Source organism: Streptomyces sp. ML-6 (assembly GCF_030116705.1).
Classification (GTDB): domain Bacteria; phylum Actinomycetota; class Actinomycetes; order Streptomycetales; family Streptomycetaceae; genus Streptomyces.
Map to the genome: position 1 here is coordinate 4,825,580 of NZ_JAOTIK010000001.1, position 20,172 is coordinate 4,845,751.

Annotated in this window: 13 protein-coding genes and 1 pseudogene; 8 read left to right on the forward strand and 6 right to left on the reverse strand. The window is 73.9% G+C overall.

Going from position 1 to position 20,172, the window contains the following annotated elements; genetic code table 11:
- The first annotated feature begins 138 nt into the window (after positions 1-138).
- Complete coding sequence (locus OCT49_RS21640; RefSeq protein WP_283853489.1) at positions 139-1,437, forward strand: ATP-binding protein; 1,299 nt, start codon at positions 139-141, stop codon at positions 1,435-1,437.
- Positions 1,421-2,116 carry a LuxR C-terminal-related transcriptional regulator gene (locus OCT49_RS21645; RefSeq protein WP_283853490.1) on the forward strand — a complete coding sequence of 232 codons (696 nt, stop codon included), beginning with the start codon at positions 1,421-1,423 and terminating at the stop codon, positions 2,114-2,116. The genes OCT49_RS21640 and OCT49_RS21645 overlap by 17 nt, the downstream gene beginning before the upstream one ends.
- A gap of 143 nt (positions 2,117-2,259) precedes the next feature.
- Here OCT49_RS21645 and OCT49_RS21650 read toward each other — a convergent pair whose 3' ends face one another.
- Both OCT49_RS21650 and OCT49_RS21655 read right to left on the reverse strand, forming a co-directional pair.
- On the reverse strand, positions 2,260-3,024 hold the full coding sequence (locus OCT49_RS21650) for a GNAT family N-acetyltransferase (protein ID WP_283853491.1): 765 nt from the start codon (positions 3,022-3,024) through the stop codon (positions 2,260-2,262).
- A gap of 123 nt (positions 3,025-3,147) precedes the next feature.
- Positions 3,148-4,209: a C40 family peptidase gene (locus OCT49_RS21655; protein WP_283853492.1), complete on the reverse strand. Its 1,062-nt coding sequence runs from the start codon at positions 4,207-4,209 to the stop codon at positions 3,148-3,150.
- A 357-nt stretch (positions 4,210-4,566) separates the two neighbouring features.
- Between OCT49_RS21655 and OCT49_RS21660 the strand changes: the two genes are divergently transcribed.
- Positions 4,567-4,920, forward strand: coding sequence for a hypothetical protein (locus tag OCT49_RS21660; RefSeq protein WP_283853493.1), 354 nt, complete (start codon positions 4,567-4,569; stop codon positions 4,918-4,920).
- Positions 4,921-5,154: 234 nt separating this feature from the next.
- Positions 5,155-7,644: a DNA helicase PcrA gene (pcrA, locus tag OCT49_RS21665; protein ID WP_283853494.1), complete on the forward strand. Its 2,490-nt coding sequence runs from the start codon at positions 5,155-5,157 to the stop codon at positions 7,642-7,644.
- 102 nt (positions 7,645-7,746) lie between these two features.
- Here pcrA and OCT49_RS21670 read toward each other — a convergent pair whose 3' ends face one another.
- Together OCT49_RS21670 and OCT49_RS21675 are read right to left on the reverse strand one after the other, a co-directional pair.
- Positions 7,747-9,333, reverse strand: a complete 1,587-nt coding sequence (locus tag OCT49_RS21670; RefSeq protein WP_283853495.1) for a M23 family metallopeptidase — start codon at positions 9,331-9,333, stop codon at positions 7,747-7,749.
- Positions 9,334-9,607: 274 nt separating this feature from the next.
- The gene (locus tag OCT49_RS21675) at positions 9,608-10,750 is read right to left on the reverse strand and encodes an esterase/lipase family protein (protein WP_283853496.1); all 1,143 of its coding nucleotides are present in this window, start codon (positions 10,748-10,750) and stop codon (positions 9,608-9,610) included.
- Between the two features lie 422 nt (positions 10,751-11,172).
- Between OCT49_RS21675 and icmB the strand changes: the two genes are divergently transcribed.
- Positions 11,173-11,586, forward strand: a complete 414-nt coding sequence (gene icmB, locus OCT49_RS21680) for a coenzyme B12-dependent isobutyryl CoA mutase small subunit (RefSeq protein ID WP_283853497.1) — start codon at positions 11,173-11,175, stop codon at positions 11,584-11,586.
- Between the two features lie 139 nt (positions 11,587-11,725).
- Here icmB and OCT49_RS21685 read toward each other — a convergent pair.
- Positions 11,726-13,344 (reverse strand): annotated as a pseudogene (locus tag OCT49_RS21685) (DUF5691 domain-containing protein).
- A gap of 29 nt (positions 13,345-13,373) precedes the next feature.
- On the reverse strand, positions 13,374-14,939 hold the full coding sequence (locus OCT49_RS21690) for an SWIM zinc finger family protein (protein ID WP_283853498.1): 1,566 nt from the start codon (positions 14,937-14,939) through the stop codon (positions 13,374-13,376).
- 265 nt (positions 14,940-15,204) lie between these two features.
- On the opposite strand from OCT49_RS21690, the gene OCT49_RS21695 reads away from it, so the two are divergent.
- Genes OCT49_RS21695 through OCT49_RS21705 form a run of 3 tightly spaced genes read left to right on the forward strand, consistent with a single transcriptional unit; the run spans position 15,205 to position 20,062 of the window.
- On the forward strand, positions 15,205-16,317 hold the full coding sequence (locus tag OCT49_RS21695; protein ID WP_283853499.1) for an ATP-binding protein: 1,113 nt from the start codon (positions 15,205-15,207) through the stop codon (positions 16,315-16,317).
- A complete protein-coding gene (locus tag OCT49_RS21700; RefSeq protein WP_283853500.1) occupies positions 16,314-18,848 on the forward strand; it encodes a DUF5682 family protein in 2,535 nt (844 codons plus the stop codon). Before OCT49_RS21695 ends, OCT49_RS21700 begins: the two co-directional genes overlap by 4 nt.
- A complete protein-coding gene (locus OCT49_RS21705) occupies positions 18,845-20,062 on the forward strand; it encodes a VWA domain-containing protein (protein WP_283853501.1) in 1,218 nt (405 codons plus the stop codon). Before OCT49_RS21700 ends, OCT49_RS21705 begins: the two co-directional genes overlap by 4 nt.
- The last annotated feature ends 110 nt before the right edge of the window (positions 20,063-20,172 follow it).

Below are 20,172 nucleotides of genomic sequence, written 5' to 3' on the forward strand. Positions count from 1 at the left end.
CGGAACCGGAGCCCACGGATTCCTGCCGCTGCCCGCTGCTTCCCGCCGCTCCCCGTCGTGCCCGGTGCGGGGCTCTCAGGGTCGAGTGGGGGACCGACCCTGATGCCACCACCCGCGCGGGCATGTGACGATCGATGCATGCCAGCCGCCACGACCCGAGCCCCGGGCTCCCGCACCGCCGACCCGGACGAGCCGCCGCAGCGGCGGCTGTACCGCAGCGCGGACGGACGGATGCTCGGCGGTGTCGCGCGCGGCCTCGCCGGGCACATAGGGCTGCCGGTCGCCTGGGTGCGGTTCGTCTTCCTCGGCCTGTTCTTCGCGGACGGCCTCGGCGCCCTGCTCTACGCCGTGTTCTGGATCGTCGTCCCGCTCGGCGTCGGCGGCGTCGAACCGCCGCGCCCGCTCTTCGAGACCGCCCCGGACGGCACCCGCCGGCTCCGCAAACCCGACAAGGGCCAGGTCTTCGCCCTGATCGCGCTGCTCATCGGCGCCATGATCTTCGTCGGCAACGTCGACATGGGCAGCAAGGCCAACCGCTACATCTGGCCGACGCTGCTGATCGGCGCCGGTTCCGTACTGGTGTGGCGGCAGGCCGACAACGCCCGGCGCGCCCGCTGGATGGAGGTCGGCAGCCGCCGCCGGGTGCTGCACCTGGCCCGAGGTTTCGCCGGGGTCGCCCTGGTCGGCCTCGGACTGGCCGTCTTCATGGTGGTGCGCGGCTCCGCGGCCCAGCTCGGCAACGTCCTGACGGCGGCGATAGCCGTGCTCACCGGCATCGCGCTGCTGGCCGGCCCCTACCTCGTGCGCATGACCCAGGACCTGTCCGAGGAGCGCACCATGCGCATCAGGGCCCAGGAACGCGCCGAGGTGGCCGCCCACGTGCACGACTCGGTGCTGCACACCCTCACCCTGATCCAGCGCAACGCGGAGGACGCCGGAGAGGTCCGCAGGCTGGCCCGCGCCCAGGAACGCGAACTGCGCAACTGGCTGTACAACCCCGAGGGCACCGGCAAGGACGAGGACGACGAACCCGAGACCCTCGCCGAGGCCGTCAAGCGCGCCGCCGCCGAGGTCGAGGACAAGCACGGCGTCCCGCTGGAGGTGGTCGTCGTCGGCGACTGCCCGCTGGACGAGAAGCTGGTCGCACAGATGCAGGCCGCGCGCGAGGCGATGGTCAACGCCGCCAAGTACGGTGGCGAGGGCGGCGCCGTGCAGGTGTACGCGGAGGTCGAGGGCCGTACGGTCTTCGTGTCGGTGCGCGACCGGGGCCCGGGGTTCGACCTGGACTCCGTACCGGGGGACAGAATGGGCGTACGAGAATCGATCATCGGCCGGATGCAGCGCAACGGCGGCACGGCACGGCTGCGTTCGGTGCCCGACGGGGGCACGGAGGTCGAGCTGGAGATGGAGAGGGCGAGCGATGACCAGGACCACTGAACCGGGCGGGGGCCCGGAGCGCCGGGTACGGGTCGTGCTCGTCGACGACCACCGGATGTTCCGCACCGGAGTCCAGGCCGAGATCGGCCGCACCGAGGAGACCGGCGTCGAGGTCGTCGGCGAGGCCGCGGACGTCGACCAGGCGGTCACCGTCATCACGGCGACGCGCCCCGAGGTCGTCCTCCTCGACGTGCACCTGCCCGGGGGCGGCGGCGTCGAGGTGCTGCGCCGCTGCGCCCCGTTGATGGGCGCGGCGGAGAACCCGGTGCGGTTCCTGGCGCTGTCCGTCTCGGACGCCGCCGAGGACGTCATCGGCGTCATCCGGGGCGGCGCCCGCGGCTATGTCACCAAGACCATCACCGGCACCGACCTGATCGACTCGGTCTTCCGGGTCCAGGAGGGCGACGCGGTGTTCTCGCCCCGGCTGGCCGGCTTCGTCCTCGACGCCTTCGCCTCCACGGACGCGCCGCCGGTCGACGAGGACCTGGACCGGCTGACCCAGCGCGAGCGCGAGGTGCTGCGGCTGATCGCCCGCGGCTACGCGTACAAGGAGATCGCCAAGCAGCTGTTCATCTCGGTGAAGACGGTCGAGTCGCACGTCTCGGCGGTGCTGCGCAAGCTCCAGCTGTCGAACCGGCACGAGCTGACCCGGTGGGCCACGGCCCGACGGCTGGTCTGAGCCCCCGGACCGCAGACCCCACCGGACCGCAGACCCCACCGGACCGCAGACCCCACCGGACCGCCGGATCGCGGAACCTGCCGGGCGGCCGTCCGGGGCACCGGCCGTGGGTGGCCGTCGGGTGGCCGCCGGGCGGTCGTCGGTCAGGCTGCCGGGTCGAGCGAGATGTTCAGCTTCTCGCCGATCCGGCGGTAGCCGATGCCCGCGTAGATCCGCTCGACGTCGGCGTCGCCCGGCTCCAGCCAGACCACCCGGCAGCCGCGCTCGAAGGCGGTCGCGGTGAGGTGGGCGGAGAGCGCGGCGCCGATGCCCCGGCGCCGGAACGCGTCGGCGACGGCGAGTCCGGCCAGTTCGGTGAGGCCGTCGACGGGGACCGAGCAGCCGCCCGCGCCCGCCGGTGTGCCGTCGACGGTGGCGAGGGCCGCGACCCCGCCGTCCTCGACCGCCGTGCGCAGCCACCGTTCCGTGCCGTCCTCGGGCTCGCCCGTCCCGCCGTACCCGTGGTGCTGGACGAGCGCGGCGGCGGCGAGCTCCGCGTCGGTGGCCGGTTCGGTGATCGTGAGGGCCTCCACCGGCTTCGGGGCACGCAGGTCGCCGGGGGCGCAGGCCAGGACCGGAGCCCGGTTCTCGACGGTGAACCCGGCGGCGAGCAGCGCGGGTTCGACCGCGGGCGCCCAGCCGGTCAGGAACTCCAGCCGCGGCAGCCGGTCGTGCGCGCGGAACGCCGCGACCAGGGCGTCGAGTTCCCCGGGCGTCGGTTCGGCGTCCTGGTCGGGTATGGCGTAATTGGCGTACTTGATGGACCAGTCGGGGTTGTACCGCACGGTGAACGGCCCGACCCGGAGATGGTCGGGGGAGCGCAGGGCGAGGGTACGGGCATGGGTCTGGACATCGACGTCCATGGGCATGTGTGGGTGTCCTCGGGCCGGTTGGTCGGTGGCGGGTCGCTCCCGACGGGGCCGACCCGGTGGCGGTCCGACCCGGGCACGGTCGCCCGGCGGCGGCCCCCGCTCCGGATCGGAATCGGGAGCCTATGCCACGCGTGTCGCCCCGGCGAAGGGCATCTGGTCGATCGGCGCGATCCGGACCGTCGAGCCCGTGCGCGGCGCGTGGATCATCTGCCCGTTGCCGATGTACAGCCCGACGTGGCTGATCCCGGAGTAGAAGAACACCAGGTCGCCCGGGGCGAGTTGGGAGCGCGGGATGCGTTGTCCGGCGTTGATCTGGGTGTACGTGGTCCGGGGGAGGGAGACTCCGGCGGAGCGCCAGGCGGCCTGGGTGAGCCCGGAGCAGTCGAACGAGGAGGGGCCGGTCGAGCCCCAGACGTACGGCTTGCCGATCGCCCCGTAGGCGAACGCGACGGCCGCGGCGGCGCGGGCGTTCGGGGCCCGGACGGGGCCGCGCGCGGCGGCGCGGCCGGCCCGGGCCGCGGCGTCCGTACCGCCGGACCCGCCGTGGCCGGACTCCTCGTACGCGGCGCGTTCGGGCGGGCTCAGCCGGGCGAGGAGCCGCTGCGCGTCGGCCAGCTTGGCCCTGATCGTGGCCCTCTGCTTCTTCAGCTCGGCCTGGCGGGCGGCCAGCACGGTCAGCTTCTCGTCGGCCCGCGAGCGCACCTCGGCGATCCGGGCAACCTGCTTGCGGACCCGGTCGAGCGCGGCGGCCCGGCGGTCGCCGACCCGGTCCACGAACGCCGCGCGTTCCAGGTACTGGTCGGGGTCGGAGGAGAGCGCCAGCTGCACGGACGGGCTGATGCCGCCGGCCCGGTACTGCGCGGCGGCGTACGAGCCCAGCTCGTCGCGCGCGGTGTTGAGGCGCTCGGTCCGGCGGGCGGCCTCGTCGCGCAGGGCGTTCAGCTCCTCGGTCGCGGCGGTCGCCTTCTCCTTCGCGCCGTTGTACTTCTCGGTGGCGACCTCCGCGTCGTGGTACAGCCGGTCCACCTCGGCCTTGACCTGGGCGGGGGTGAGGCCGGGGTCGGCGTGGGCCGATCCCGGCAGCACGACGGCGGTGGCGGCCCCGGTGAGGGCGAGACCGGCCGCGGTGCGGGCAGCAGAGCCGGAGAACGGGCGCTGCTTGGGTTTTCGATGCGCTGCCACGAGGGCGTGCGTCCTTCCTGGTGACTGCCCGGCGGGGACTACCGACGGGCCCACCGACGGACCGGCGACGGGGCGCCACGGGGGAGCGGCCCGCCGCCGGACCGCCCGGCGGGGCGACCGGTGCGCCGTCCGGGGACGGAGCGGCGAGGGAGCCGGCCACCTGGTCAGGGACGCTAGACCCGGGGCACGGGCAGGAGTCGTAATGACGCTTATTGCCTGAATTTGGCGCGGCGCTGTCGTCGAATGATCGAGGAAATTGCACCAAAGTGAGGCATTGGGTGCAGACACGAGTGAAGTGGCCGGGAAGTCGCACCTGCCTGCGGGGCGGTGATATGGGCGGGGCTAGGCTGCGGCCTCATGGACGTACTCATTCATGTCTTCGTCGCCCTGCACATCATCGGCATCGCCTCGCTGCTGGGTGGTTTCCTGACCCAGATGAAGGCGATGGGCGCGGGCACGGCCCGGTTCGTACCGGCGATGCTGCACGGTGCGCTGACCATGCTGGTCACCGGTGTCGCGCTGGTCGGGCTGAACGAGGCCGACGGCGGCCACGTGAACAACATCAAGATCGGGGTCAAGACGCTGATCCTGGTCGTCATCCTCGCGCTCGTCTACGTCAAGCGGGACGAGGAGACGGTCGACAAGGGCGCCTTCGCGGCGGTCGGCGGCCTGACGCTCGCCAACATCTTCATCGCCACGCTCTGGACCTGAGCCCGCCCGGCCCTGCCCGGGCCGGCGCCGGCCCACCGGTGGGCCGCCGGGAAGGCCGGTGACGTGCGAGGGGCCCGCTGCCTTTCGTGCCCCGGGGGCGGGGGCGGCCGAGGGACCGGAACCCCTCACGGGGTGTGCGCGTCCGCTCCCCGCAGGTGTTCGGCGCGGGGGAGCCGGGGGCGGTTCGGCAAGGGCGGGCCGGGTGTCCGCGCGGCGGCTTAGACTCGACAAGCGATGAGCAGCCTCTTTGACGACAGTTTCCTGGCCGGCCTCCAGCACTCGGAGGAAGAGCCCCCGCCGCCCCCCGAGGACGCCGCACCCGAAGAGGTGCCGGAGGGGCTCTTCGGGGACGTGTTCGACGGGCCGCCGCCGCCCAGGGACGCGTACTACCGCGACGGCGCCCCCCGCCCCGTCATCGACCCCGCGGCGCTCCTCGACGGGCTGAACACCGAGCAGCGCGCCGCCGTCGTGCACGCGGGATCCCCGCTGCTCATCGTCGCCGGGGCCGGGTCCGGGAAGACCCGGGTGCTGACCCACCGGATCGCCCACCTCCTGGCCGAGCGCGGGGTGCACCCCGGTCAGATCCTGGCGATCACCTTCACCAACAAGGCCGCCGGCGAGATGAAGGAGCGCGTCGAGCAGCTCGTCGGACCGCGCGCCCACGCCATGTGGGTCATGACCTTCCACAGCGCCTGCGTGCGCATCCTGCGCCGCGAGTCGAAGAAGCTCGGCTTCACCTCGTCGTTCTCGATCTACGACGCGGCCGACTCCAAGCGGCTGATGGCCCTGGTCTGCCGCGACCTCGACCTGGACCCGAAGCGCTTCCCGCCGAAGTCGTTCACGGCCAAGGTCTCCAACCTGAAGAACGAGCTGATCGACGAGGAGACCTTCGCCGGCCAGGCCGCCGACGGCTTCGAGAAGACGCTCGCCCAGGCGTACACGATGTACCAGTCCCGGCTGCGCGAGGCCAACGCGCTGGACTTCGACGACATCATCATGACGACGGTCCACCTGCTCCAGGCGTTCCCGGACGTCGCCGAGCACTACCGCCGCCGCTTCCGGCACGTCCTGGTCGACGAGTACCAGGACACCAACCACGCCCAGTACACCCTCGTGCGGGAGCTGGTCGGACCGGCGGGCGAGGGCGACGCCCCGGCCGAGCTGTGCGTCGTGGGTGACGCGGACCAGTCGATCTACGCCTTCCGCGGCGCGACCATCCGCAACATCCTCCAGTTCGAGGAGGACTACCCGGACGCGACCACGATCCTCCTGGAGCAGAACTACCGTTCCACGCAGACGATCCTGTCCGCCGCCAACGCGGTCATCGAACGCAACGAGAGCCGCCGCCCCAAGAACCTGTGGACGAACGCCGGCACGGGCGCCCGGATCACCGGCTACGTCGCCGACACCGAGCACGACGAGGCGCAGTTCGTCGCGGACGAGATCGACCGGCTCACCGACGCGGGCGACGCCAGGGCCGGTGACGTCGCGATCTTCTACCGAACGAACGCCCAGTCCCGCGTCTTCGAGGAGATCTTCATCCGGGTCGGCCTGCCCTACAAGGTCGTCGGCGGCGTGCGCTTCTACGAGCGCAAGGAGGTCCGGGACATCCTGGCCTACCTGCGTGTCCTCGCCAATCCGGAGGACACCGTCCCGCTGCGCCGCATCCTCAACGTGCCCAAGCGCGGCATCGGCGAACGCGCCGAGGCAATGATCGACGCCCTGTCCCTGCGGGAGCGGATCACCTTCCCGCAGGCGCTGCGCCGGGTCGACGAGGCGTACGGCATGGCGGCCCGGTCGGTCAACGCGGTCAAGCGGTTCAACACGCTGATGGAGGAACTGCGCACGATCGTGGAGTCCGGCGCGGGCCCCGCGGTGGTCCTGGAGGCCGTCCTGGAACGCACGGGCTATCTGGCCGAGCTCCAGGCGTCCACCGACCCGCAGGATGAGACCCGGATCGAGAACCTCCAGGAACTCGCCTCGGTGGCCCTCGAATTCGAGCAGGAGCGCGCGGCGGCGGCCGGGGAGGGCGCGGCGCCCGCGGCGGAGGGCACGCCCGCGGCCACCACCGGGACGGGCACGCTCGCCGAGTTCCTGGAGAAGGTGGCCCTCGTCGCCGACTCCGACCAGATCCCCGACGAGGACGAGGACGGCTCCGGCGTCATCACGCTCATGACGCTGCACACCGCGAAGGGCCTCGAATTCCCGGTGGTCTTCCTGACCGGCCTGGAGGACGGCGTGTTCCCGCACATGCGGGCGCTGGGCCAGACGAAGGAGCTGGAGGAGGAGCGGCGGCTCGCCTACGTCGGCATCACCCGGGCCCGCGAGCGGCTCTACCTGACCCGGGCGGCGATGCGCAGTGCGTGGGGGCAGCCCTCGTACAACCCGCCGTCGCGGTTCCTGGAGGAGATCCCGGACCAGCACCTGGAGTGGAAGCGGACCGGATCGATGGCGGCTCCGGCCGGGCCGACGACGGGGATCGCCTCCTCGCTGTCCGCCTCCCGCGCGCGCTCCGGCCCCTCGGGCTTCGCCACGCGGCGGGCCTCGGACAGCAAACCGACGGTCACGCTGGCCGTCGGGGACCGGGTCACGCACGACCAGTTCGGCCTCGGCACGGTGACGGCGGTCGAGGGCTTCGGCGACCAGGCGAAGGCCACGGTCGACTTCGGGGACGACCGCCCGAAGAAGCTGCTGCTGCGGTACGCGCCGGTCGAGAAGCTGTAGCCCCGGCCCCGCCCGCATGGTTCTGCCCGCCACACCGACGGTGTGGCGGGCAGAACCATGCGGGTCCGTGCTGTTTCGGGGCGGGGGCTCGGAGCCGTGGGCTCAGGTCGGGTCGACGCCGTGGCTGCGGAGCCAGGGCAGTGGGTCGATCGCCGCGCCACCGCCGGGACGCACCTCGAAGTGCAGGTGCGGGCCGGTCGAGTTGCCGGAGTCGCCGGAGTACGCGATGACGTCGCCGGCCTTGACCGGGCCCGAGCGGATCTTGGTGCTGCTGAGGTGGCAGTACCAGGTCTCGGTGCCGTCGGCCGCGGTGACGATGGCCATGTTCCCGTAGGCGCTGTTCAGCTGGGTGCGCACGGTGCCGTCCGTCGCGGCCATCACCGGCGTGCCCTGAAGGACGGGGAAGTCGATGCCGGTGTGCCGGGACATCCAGTTGACGCCCGACTGGCCGAAGTACGCGCTGAGGGTGTGCTGGGCGACCGGCATGACGAACTTGGGCCGCAGCGCCTCCTTGCGGGCGGCCTCCTCCTCGCGCTTCTTCTTCTCGGCGGCCTGTCGTTCCCGCAGGTCGATGCGTTCCTGGGTGCGGCTGGCGCGGTCGGCGAAGTTCTCGGCGTCGGCGCTGAGGTTGGCGAGCTGGGTGTCCAACGCGTTGTTGGCCACGCCCGGTTTGACGGTTCCGGCGTCGGGAGCCGCCATCGTGGTCTTGCCGTCGTCCTTCTTGTCCTCGCCGCCCAGTCCGCCGACGGAGGCGGCCGCGATACCGGCCACGCTCATCACGCAGGCGGAGGGAATGGCGACGGTGAGGAGCGCGGAACGCTTCGCGGGGGAGCGCCGCCTGCGGCTGTTGCCGCCGTTGCCACGGGCGGAGGTGCGGCCGAGCGGGCGGTGCGGGTCGTTCGCCTGGGCGGGCAGGTCCACGTCGAGGACCGGGAAGTCGCGGGTCAGGGCGTCGTGGATCGAGGGGCCCCGGTCGGCGTCGACGTCGGCGCCGTGGTCCGTACCGGCTGTGTGCTCGGCGTCGTGCCCGTCGGTGCGGTAGGGCTCGTACGGGTCGTAGGAACCCTCACCGGTGTAGAGCTCGTACGACTCGTGCGTCGCGTGGGCCTCCTGGACCCCGTACGCGTCGTGTGCCGTCGGCGCCTCGTGCACCACCTGTTCGTTCTGCCCGGTCCGCGCCGTCCGCTGTTCGTGCTCGGGCGTGGCGCCGGTGTTCCAGGCCGTGGCGTCGTACGCGCCGGAGTCGTACGCGGCCGTGCCGGTCGCCGTCCACTGGTTGCCCGGCTGCCAGCCGCCGGTGTCCCACTGGCCCGTGGCGTCCGGGGAGTCGGCCTGGGCCGGGATGCCCATGAAGCCGGAGGTGTCGGTGAGCACCGTCGCGGTCGTGCCGTAGTCGGCGACGGGCGTCCAGGTGGCCGTGGTCGAGTACGTCGGCGCCGGCTCGTACTGCTGCGGGGACTGTGCCGCGTACGCGTCGTACCCCTCGTACGAGGCGGTCGGGTGCGCGCCCGTGTCCCACTGCGTGGAGTCGTACTGGCCGCTGTGCCCCATCTGTCCGGCGCCGTAACCGTTGCCGTAGGCGCCGTCGTGGCCGCCGGGGAGCGAACCGAAGAGGGGGTCGCTGTGGAAGCTGCCGGTGGCATCGCTGTCGTACCCGGCGTACCCGGCGTGGGGGTGCTGGTCGTTCACCAACTTCTCTCTCGCCTCGGCAGCAGGACCTGTGGGCCCGGGTTCCGGTGGGGGGATCCCAGGGGAGCAGTGGCCGCGACTGTACCCGGCGGTATGCGACGCCGACAATCTTCGGCGGGCCCGGACGGCTCAGGAAACGGGCAATCGGCCGCCTTTCGACGGTCTGAGCACACAGCCTTGGCTCTATGTTCGAAGTTTGTTCTATTTGCAGGGTGCTCGGGGTGCTCGGGGTGCTCGGGGGCCTCGGGGTGCTGGGGTCCTCGGGGTGCTCGGGTCAGGCCGCCGAGACGGTTCCGCCGGTCCCACCGGCCTCCTCGGGTCCGTCCGAGCCGTCCGAGCCGTCGGATTCTTCGGATTCTTCGGGCCTTTCTGTTCCGGTCGTCGGCCCACCGGATTCCAGCGCCTGCCGAACCGCGGCGACGACCGAGGGGTGCACCGGCAGTGCGAGATGACCGATTCCGGTGACCCGTACGTTCAAGGCATCGAGGTCCGGATGGTCGATGCGGCCCGCCTCGGCCGGGACGACCACCCGGTCCAGCTCGCTCCAGAAGCTCACGAACCGGGTGCGGCAGCCGGGCGCGGGCCTGCGCAGCTCCTTGATCGGGGCGGAGCCCGTCCGCATCTGCCGCACGATGGGGTGAGCGCTCGCCAACGGGGCGACGGCGGTGCCCTGGTGCGGGGTGCCGAGGGTGACCAGGGTGCGGACCCGCTGGTCACCGCCCAGTCGCTGCACGTAGTAGCGGGCGATCAGGCCGCCGAGGCTGTGCCCGACGATGTCGACCTCGTGGTGCCCGGTGCGGGCGCAGATCTCCTCGACGTGCCGCCCGAGCAGCTCGGCCGCCGTGCGGATGTCGCAGGTCAGCGGCGAGTAGTTGAGCGACTCCAGATGATGCCAGCCGTGCCGGGCGAGGGAGCGGCGCAGCAGGACGAAGACCGAGCGGTTGTCGACGAAACCGTGCAGGAGAACCACGGGCGGCCGTTCGTCGCCCTCGGCGGGGAGGGCGGAGGTCCCGGCCGGAGCGCTGGGCTCGACGTGAACGGCGGGCGGGGGCGCGGCGGGGGCGGCCGAGCCGGGGACGGCGCACGACCCGGCGGAGCCCTTCCGGCCCGCGGAGCCCGTCCGGCCTGAGCGGTCCGTGGGGCCGGGGCGGTCTGCGGGGTCCGGGTGGTTCGGGTGGTCTGTGGGGCTCGGGGGGCCCAGGGGGTCTGTGGGGTCTGAGTGGTCCGGGGGGTCCGGGGGGTCCGGGGGGTCCGGCGCGGGGTGGCGCTCTCCGGTGATGCCGGTGGGGTAGAGCAGTACGTGTCCGGCGAGGACCATCAGTTCCAGCGCTTCGGCCTTCAGCAGGGCGGGCGACGGCCGGGTGCCGATCGGGTACGGCCGGAACAGCAGCGCGGGAAGGAAAGGCGGGACCTTCATGGCCGACCTCCTTGCTCCGGCATCCGGGGAGGGCGTCGTGACCCGGATGCCCCCGTGGGGTGTCCGGCGAGGCCGCGGACGGCCGGTCCGGCCGCCCGGGGACCGGCCCCGGCGCGCGCACCCCTGCTCACCGGCGGTGACCGAGGAACGGCCGACGGGCCGGACGGGCGGGGCCGACGGCCGTCCCACCGTGCCGCGCGGCTGGTGGCGCGGTGGGACGGCGACCTCGTAGCGGCTCCCCCGGCGGCCGGTCCCGCACGACAGACCTGCCGTGCCCCGAGGGATCGCCGCCCGGTGAACATGTCCCAGGTGTGATTTCCCCCTCCCCGTCCACCGCGAAACGACGGCTTGCGGGATGCTGTAGATAACGTTCGTTCACATCCCCGGCCCTTCAGGCACGGGAGACGCATGTGGAGGCAGTGATGGGTGTGACCGGTCCGATCCGTGTGGTGGTGGCGAAGCCGGGCCTGGACGGCCATGATCGCGGCGCCAAGGTGATCGCGCGGGCCCTGCGCGACGCAGGGATGGAGGTCATCTACACCGGGCTCCACCAGACGCCCGAGCAGATCGTGGACACCGCGATCCAGGAGGACGCCGACGCGATCGGCCTCTCGATCCTCTCGGGTGCGCACAACACGCTCTTCGCCAAGGTGATCGAGCTGCTGAAGGAGCGCGAGGCGGAGGACATCAAGGTCTTCGGCGGCGGCATCATCCCGGAGGCGGACATCGCCCCGCTGAAGGAGCAGGGCGTCGCGGAGATCTTCACCCCGGGCGCCACGACGGTCTCGATCGTCGAATGGGTCCACGCGAACGTGCGCCACCCCGCCGAAGCCTGACCGCCCCCGCCCTTCCTCGCCCTCCCGGGCCCTTCCGGCGCCTTCGGGCATCCACGGGCGCCCACGTGGCGGCGGGCCGCTCCCCGGCCCGCCCGCCCGGCCCCGCCCCCAGGGCTCCCCGCGTCGCTTCCCGGCCCCGTCAGTCCGGTGTCGATGCCGGTGCCGGTGCTGACGCCGGTATCAGTTCCCGTTCCATCGCCGCGCGCAGCCGGAGCGTGGAGACCAGCCGCTGGAACGCTTCCGACCAGTAGCCGTTCGCGCCCGGCGAGGCGTCCTCCGGTTCGTCCGGGGTGGTGGTGAGGACCTCCAGGCGGTCGGCCTCGGCCGGGTTCAGGCAGCGTTCGGCGAGGCCCATCACACCGCTGAAGCTCCAGGGGTAACTGCCCGCGTCCCGGGCGATGTCCAGGGCGTCCACGACCGCGCGGCCGAGGGGTTCGGCCCAGGGGGTCGGGCAGACGCCCAGCAGCTGGAACGCCTCGGACAGGCCGTGCGCGGCGATGAAGTCGGCCACCCACACGGCCCGTTCGGGGGCGGGGAGCACCGAGAGGAGCTTCGAACGCTCGGCGAGCGAGGCCGTGCCGGGGCCGTTCGACGGCGGGACGGAAGGGGCACCGAGCAGCGCGCGGGCCCACTCCGGGTCCCGCTGCCGCACCGCCGCCCGGCACCACGCCGCGTGCAGTTCCTCGCCCCAGCCGTCGGACACCGGAAGGCCGACGATCTCCCGCGCGTCGCGGCCGCCGAACCGCGCCGCCCAGGTCGCGAGCGGGGTCGCCTCCACCAACTGGCCGAGCCACCAGGACCGTTCGCCCCGGCCGGACGGCGGCACCGCCACCACGCCGTCGCGCTCCATCGAGGCGTCGCACTCGTGCGGTGCCTCCACGGCGACCGAGGCGTCGTCCCCGGTGAGGTCCGGGCCCACGCACGACAGCGCGCGGGCCGCCATCCGTCCGGCGAGCGCCGACTCCGGCAGCGCGGAGAGGAGTTCGGCGGCCGTGGAGCGGACGTTGCGGCTGCGGTCGGAGAGGGCCTGCTCCAGGAAGGGCTCGTCGGCGACGGAGAGTCCGGAGCGCAGCGAGTCGAGGAACATCAGCCGGTCCTCGGCGCGCTCGGTGGACCACGTGGACGCGAGCAGCGCGAGCGCCTCGGCGGGGTCGTGCTCCCGGACGGCCCCGAGCAGGGCGACCCGTTCCGCGAACAGCCCCTCCTCCCACAGCTGCGTGACCGCCTCCGGGTCCGTCACGTCGGGCAGCGACGAACTGCCCGACGAGCCGCGCAGGGCGAACTTCCACTCGGGGTTCAGCCCGGCCAGCCACAGCCCGCGCGGCCCGGCGAAGGCCAGGGCCTGCGGGCGCAGGTCGGTGCGGGCCCTGGCCGCGTCCAGCAGGGGCGGGAGCAGCGGGGCCGGGGCCCGGTAGCCGTAGCGGTTGGCGACGGCCAGCCACTGCGGGATCAGCTCGGTGAGGTCGGGGGCCGTGCCGCGCCGGCCGCCGGAGCCGCCCGACGCCGACCGGTCCGCGAGCAGCTGGGCGAGTCTGCGCCGCGCGACCGGCGGCAGCGGCGGCCGGGGTCGGAGGGCGCCGGGGCGGGCCGGGCCGCCGGGGCAGCGGGCAGCAGTCCCGCTCGGCGGCGCACGGTGTGCAGCGCCGCCGTGTCCAGCAGGCCGGTCGGTCCGTCGGCCCCCGCCGGGCGTCGGTCGGTGCCCAGGAGCGCCGTGGTGACGAGCTCTTCCCAGGCCGCGGGTGTGGTCGTGCGAGGCATTGCTCCCCCTTCGAACTTCGAATCCGACGTCAGATGAGCGGTACGGTCCCGGACGTCGCGTCGGCGGGACCGGCCACGAGGCCCTCGGCGCCGTCCGCCCAGGCCGTGCCCGGACCCGTATCCGTACCGGTACCGGTCCCCGCCCCGTTCCCCGTCTCCGCTCCTGTCCCCGTGCCCGTTCCTGCCCCTGTGCCCGTCCCGGGTTCGGCTCCGGGTCCGGCTTCGGCTTCGGTGGACCAGGCCGCGAGCGGGTCGAAGCCGCGGTGGCCGCATTCGCCGAAGACGGTGACCGGGGCGCCACCGGAGAGCGCGACGAGCTTCCACAGGCCGGGCCGGGACAGCGCGGCCGGGGCGACGGGCAGGGCCGCCCCGCCCGCCGCGTCCACCAACTGCCAGCCGTCCCCGGACGGCACGGGTATGACCTCGTCCAGCGTCACCGGCCAGGAGTCCAGCCAGGGGTCGTCCCGCAGGGCCCGCCCGTACGCCCCGATCGCGTCGGCCGCGGTGCCGCCGGGCGGCGGGGTGCCGAGCGGTGACGGCGTCCCGAACAGCTCTCCCAGCTCCGCCCGCAGCTGACCGGCGCCCGGATGGGGCGTGATCTCGGCGTCGATCGTGACGCCCACCGGCAGCGCCAGGGCGGGGGAGCGCCCGGCCGCCCCGAAGGACAGCAGCAGCGCCGTGCGGCCCGTCCTCCTGCCGTGCAGCCAGATGCGGCGGGCGACGATCCGGCCGTCCGGGATGTCGTACTGGGCGAGGACCAGCCAGTGGTCGCGGACCGGCGGGCCCTCGGCGTGGGACGTCAGCCCCACCCGGGTGCGGACCGTGGCCGCCAGCGGCTCCGGCAGCCGGTCGATGCCCAGCCAGGCGCTGTTCAGCAGATGGAGCAGCGCGCACTCCTCCAGCAGCCGCACCGGCCACCCCTGCCCGGACCCCGGGACGGACCCCAACTCCCGCACCCTGGACGCCAGTCCGGGCGCCTGAGCATCGACCATGCGGGCCGCCGTCTCCTCCCAGAGCCCGTACCCCGCCTGACCGGCCGCCGCGAGCCCCCCGCGCAGCAGGTCCGCGAGCCGCTCCTCCAGCTCCTGCGCACCGCCGGTGATCCGCTCGGCCCGGCGCTCCGCCCGCCGCCGGGCGGCCTCCGGATCGGCCGGACCGGACGCCGCCCCACCCGCCGGTGCGTCACGCTCCGCGCTCCCCGCCTTCCCGGCCGCCCGCGCGCGCCGGCCCGCCAGCCACTCCCCGGCCCAGTCCGGCGTCTCGCCGCCCGGCAGCGCCGACTCGTCCGACGCCCAGACCAGCAACAGCCCCAGGGCGTGCTTGCACGGGAACTTCCGGCTCGGACAACTGCACTTGTACGCGGGGCCCGTGATGTCCACGACCGTGCTGTACGGCTTGCTCCCGCTGCCCTTGCACAGCCCCCACACCGCACCCGAGCCGTCGCACCCGCCGTCCGACCACGGACCCGCCGAACCGAGCTTGCTCCCCGCCTTGCGCGACGCGTCGTCAGGAGCGAGGGCCAGCACCTGCTCCACCGTCCAGCGCGCCACCGGAACGGCGGTGCGCGAAGGTTCTCCCCCGTGAGATAGCAGCATGGGAACGACGGTAAAGCGCACCACTGACAATCGCCCTGACCTGCTGTTTCAGCGGTTGCCGCACCTCTTGGCCCCGCTCGCCCCGGGCGATTCTGCCGCGAGCGGCGGGCCCATGGATCCGGGGATCAACCGATGAGCGGCCACGCCGTTCGCACCGTCCGCTCCGCGACGGGTGGATCGGCCCCCGGTTCGCGGCCGGGGCCGATTGTCAGTGCCGTGGTGCACGGTGGAACCACATCAGGTCGACCGATCTGGAGGGGGATCCATGACCGTGCCCGAAACCACCGCCGCCACCGGCGTGCAGGCACTGCGCCCGCACGCCGAGGACGCCTTCGCCCACGAGCTGAAGGCCCTCGCCGCGGCCGACGACCGCCCGCGGCCCGCCCGTTGGCAGCTCTCGCCCTGGGCCGTCGCCACCTACCTGCTCGGCGGCACCCTGCCCGACGGCACGGTGATCACACCCAAGTACGTGGGCCCGCGCCGCCTCGTCGAGGTCGCGGTGACCACGCTCGCCACCGACCGGGCCCTCCTGCTCCTCGGGGTTCCCGGCACCGCCAAGACCTGGGTCTCGGAGCACCTCGCGGCCGCCGTCAGCGGCGATTCGACCCTGCTCGTCCAGGGCACGGCGGGCACCCCCGAGGAAGCCGTCCGCTACGGCTGGAACTACGCGCAGCTGCTCGCGCACGGCCCCAGCCGCGACGCCCTGGTGCCCAGCCCGCTCATGCGCGCCATGTCCGGCGGCATGACCGCCCGCATCGAGGAACTGACCCGGATTCCCGCCGACGTCCAGGACTCGCTCATCACGATCCTGTCGGAGAAGACGCTCCCCGTCCCCGAGCTGGGCCAGGAGGTCCAGGCGGTCCGCGGGTTCAACGTCATCGCCACCGCCAACGACCGCGACCGCGGGGTCAACGAACTGTCCAGCGCGCTGCGCCGCCGGTTCAACACCGTCGTGCTCCCGCTGCCGGCCACCCCCGAGGCCGAGGTGGACATCGTGTCCCGGCGCGTCGACCAGATAGGGCGTTCCCTCGACCTCCCGGCCGCTCCCGACGGAATGGCCGAGATCCGACGCGTCGTCACGGTCTTCCGCGAGCTGCGCGACGGCGTCACCACCGACGGCCGCACCAAGCTCAAGTCCCCCTCGGGCACGCTGTCGACGGCCGAGGCGATCTCCGTCGTCACCAACGGCCTGGCCCTGGCCGCGCACTTCGGCGACGGAGTGCTGCGCCCCGGCGACGTGGCGGCCGGCATCCTCGGCGCGGTCGTCCGCGACCCCGCGGCCGACCGGGTGGTCTGGCAGGAGTACCTGGAGACGGTGGTCCGGGAGCGGGACGGGTGGAAGGACTTCTACCGCGCCTGCCGCGAGGTGTCCGCATGACCTCGGCCGAGCGCCCCGCGGGGCCGCTGCTGCTGGGGGTGCGGCACCACGGCCCCGGCTCGGCCCGCGCCGTCCGCGCCGCTCTGGACGCCGCAAGTCCGGGGGCCGTGCTCGTCGAGGGGCCGCCGGAGGGCGACGCGCTGCTGCCCCTGGCCGCCGACGAGGGGATGCGGCCACCGGTCGCGCTCCTCGCGCACGCCGTGGACGACCCGGGGCAGGCGGCGTTCTGGCCGCTGGCCGCGTTCTCGCCCGAATGGGTCGCGATCCGCTGGGCCCTCGCACACGACGTCCCGGTCCGCTTCATCGACCTGCCCGCGGCGCACTCCCTGGCCATGACCCGCGCCGAGGAACAAGCGGAACAAGCGGCGGGTGGGGACGGTGACGGCGGCGGCAGGGCGGGGCACGGGACCGCGGCGGCCGACTGCGCGGGCGGGCCGTCCGGTGCGGCCGACCCGTCCGCCGATCCGTCCACCGACCCGACGTCCGACCCGGCCGCGCAGGCGCCGGTCGATCCCGTCGCCGTGCTCGCCGGGGCGGCGGGCTACGACGACCCGGAGCGCTGGTGGGAGGACGTCGTCGAACACCGCGCCCAGGACGGCGGACCCGCCGACCCGCTGGCCCCCTTCGCCGCGCTCGCCGAGGCGATGACCGCCCTGCGCGAGGTGTACGGGGACGGCGGCCACCCGCGCGACGCCGTCCGCGAGGCGTACATGCGCATCCAACTGCGCAAGGCGGTCAAGGAGTTCAGCGACGGCGTCGCGGTCGTCTGCGGCGCCTGGCACGTCCCCGCCCTCGGCGCGAGGACCACGCTCACCGCCGACCGCGCCCTGCTCAAGGGGCTGCCCAAGGTCAGGACCGGGATGACCTGGGTGCCCTGGTCGCACCGCAGGCTCGCCCGGCACAGCGGATACGGGGCGGGCATCGACTCGCCCGGCTGGTACGGGCACCTCTTCGAGGCCGCCGACCGCCCGGTCGAGCGGTGGATGACCAAGGTCGCCGGACTGCTGCGCGACGAGGACCGGTTCGTGTCGTCCGCCCACGTCATCGAGGCCGTCCGGCTCGCCGGGAGCCTCGCCGCCCTGCGCGGCCGTCCGCTCGCCGGCCTGAGCGAGACGACCGACGCGATCAGGGCCGTGATGTGCGAGGGCTCCGACGTGCCGCTGGCCCTCGTCCGGGACCGGCTCGTCGTCGGCGAGACCCTCGGCGAGGTCCCGGACACCGCCCCCGCCGTCCCCCTGCAGCGTGACCTCGCCCGCCAACAGCGCACGCTCCGGCTCAAACCGGAGGCGCAGGAGCGGGAACTGGAGCTCGACCTGCGCAAGGACAACGACGCGGCCCGCAGCCGGCTGCTCCACCGGCTGCGCCTCCTCGCCGTCGGCTGGGGCGAGCCCGTGGCCGGCCGGGCGAGCACCGGCACCTTCCGGGAGAGCTGGCTGTTGCGCTGGGAACCCGAGCTGTACGTACAGGTCGCCGAGGCCGGGACCTGGGGCACCACCGTGCTCTCCGCCGCGACGGCCAGGGCCGGGGCGCTGGCCGAGGCCGCCACCACGCTTGCCGAGGTCACCACGCTCGCCGAGCAGTGCCTCCTCGCGGAGCTGCCCGAGGCCCTGCCCGTCGTGATGCGGGCCCTCGCCGACCGGGCCGCGCTCGACTCCGACGTCGGCCACCTCGCCGACGCCCTGCCCGCCCTGGCCCGCACCCTGCGCTACGGCGACGTGCGGTCCACGGACACGACGGCGCTCGGCGAGGTCGCGGCCGGGCTCGCCGAACGGATCCGGGTGGGGTTGCCGCCCGCCTGCACCGGGCTCGACGCCGACGGTGCCGAGGAGATGCGCCGCCGGGTGGACGGCGTGCACACCGCGATCGGGCTGCTCTCCGGGACCGCGCGGGCGGAGGCGGACACGGACGGGCTGCGCGAGCGATGGGCGGCCGTGCTGCACGGACTCGCCGCCCGGGACACGGTCGCGGGGGTCATCCGGGGCCGCGCCGCCCGGCTGCTGCTCGACGAGGGGCGGCTCGGGGAGGACGAGGCGGCCCGGCTGATGGGCCTGGCCCTCTCGCCCGGCACGCCCCCGCCCGACGCCGCCGCGTGGATCGAGGGGTTCGTCGGGGGAGCCGCCGGGGGAGGGATGCTGCTCGTCCACGACGAGCGGCTGCTGGGCCTGGTCGACGCATGGCTCACCGGAGTCCCCGCCGACACCTTCGTCGACGTGCTGCCCCTGCTGCGCCGGACGTTCTCGGCGTACGAGGCGGGCGTACGGCGCACGCTGGGCGAGCTGGTGCGGCGCGGCCCGGCCGTGGGCGGCCCGGCGGCCGTCTCCGGGGCCGGTGCGACGGCACCCGGTTTCGGCCCCGCGCTGGACGGGGCCAGGGCCGACGCGGTGGAGCCGGTGCTGCGCCTCCTGCTCGACCTGCCCACCGCCCCGGCTGCCGGGGGCGCCGCCCCGCCCGGGAGCACGGGGGACGCAAGAACGGCGGAGAACACCGAAAGCACCGAAAACGCCGAGGAACCGCTGGGGGCAACGGGATGACCACGCACACGGCCCGCACCACGGGCACGGTGGCCGGGGCGGCAGGCACGGCCGGGCCGGTGGACGGGGAACGGCTGCGGCGGTGGCGGCTGGTGCTGGGCGGGGACGGCGCCGAGAGCACCGGCCACGCCCTCACCGGGCGCGACGCCGCGATGGACGGCGCGCTGACCGCGCTGTACGGCGGGGGCAGGTCCGGCGACCGGGGCAGGAGCGGCCGCTCGGCCGGGCTCGGGGCCTCCGCGCCCTCCGTGGCCCGCTGGCTCGGCGACATCCGCACGTACTTCCCCAGCTCCGTCGTCCAGGTCATGCAGCGCGACGCGATCGACCGGCTCGGCCTCTCCGCGCTGCTCCTCGAACCGGAGATGCTGGAGGCCGTCGAGGCGGACGTCCACCTCGTCGGGACGCTCCTCTCGCTCAACAAGGCCATGCCCGAGACGACGAAGGAGACCGCGAGAGCGGTCGTGCGCAAGGTCGTCGAGGACCTGGAGAAGCGGCTCGCCACCCGCACCCGGGCGACCCTCACCGGCGCGCTGGACCGTTCGGCGCGGATCAGCCGGCCCCGTCACCACGACATCGACTGGGACCGCACCATCCGGGCCAACCTCAAGAACTACCTCCCCGAGTACGGCACCGTCGTCCCCGAACGGCTCATCGGTTACGGACGGGCCGACCGGTCCGTGAAGAAGGACGTGATCCTCTGCATCGACCAGTCGGGGTCGATGGCCGCCTCCGTGGTCTATGCCTCCGTCTTCGGTGCGGTGCTCGCCTCCATGCGAACCCTGCGGACCAGGCTCGTCGTCTTCGACACGGCGGTGGTCGACCTCACCGACCAGCTCGACGACCCCGTCGACGTCCTCTTCGGCACCCAGCTCGGCGGCGGCACCGACATCAACCGGGCGCTCGCGTACTGCCAGTCGCAGATCACCCGTCCGGCGGACACCGTCGTCGTTCTCATCAGCGACCTCTACGAGGGCGGCATACGCGACGAGATGCTGAAACGGGTCGCCGCGATGAAGGCGTCCGGTGTGCAGTTCGTGACCCTGCTCGCGCTGTCCGACGAGGGTGCGCCCGCCTACGACCGCGAGCACGCGGCGGCACTCGGTGCCCTGGGCGCACCGGCCTTCGCGTGCACCCCGGACCTGTTCCCCGAAGTGATGGCGGCGGCCATCGGGAAGCAGCCGCTCCCCGTGCCGGACAGGGAGCCGGACCGGTAGCCGAACCGGTGGCGGGGCAGCGGCGGGGCGGTGACGGGGCGGACAGCGGCGGACGGGAGGCGGACCGGGGACGGATGGGAGACCGGCGCGGGAGACGGGCCGGGGACAGG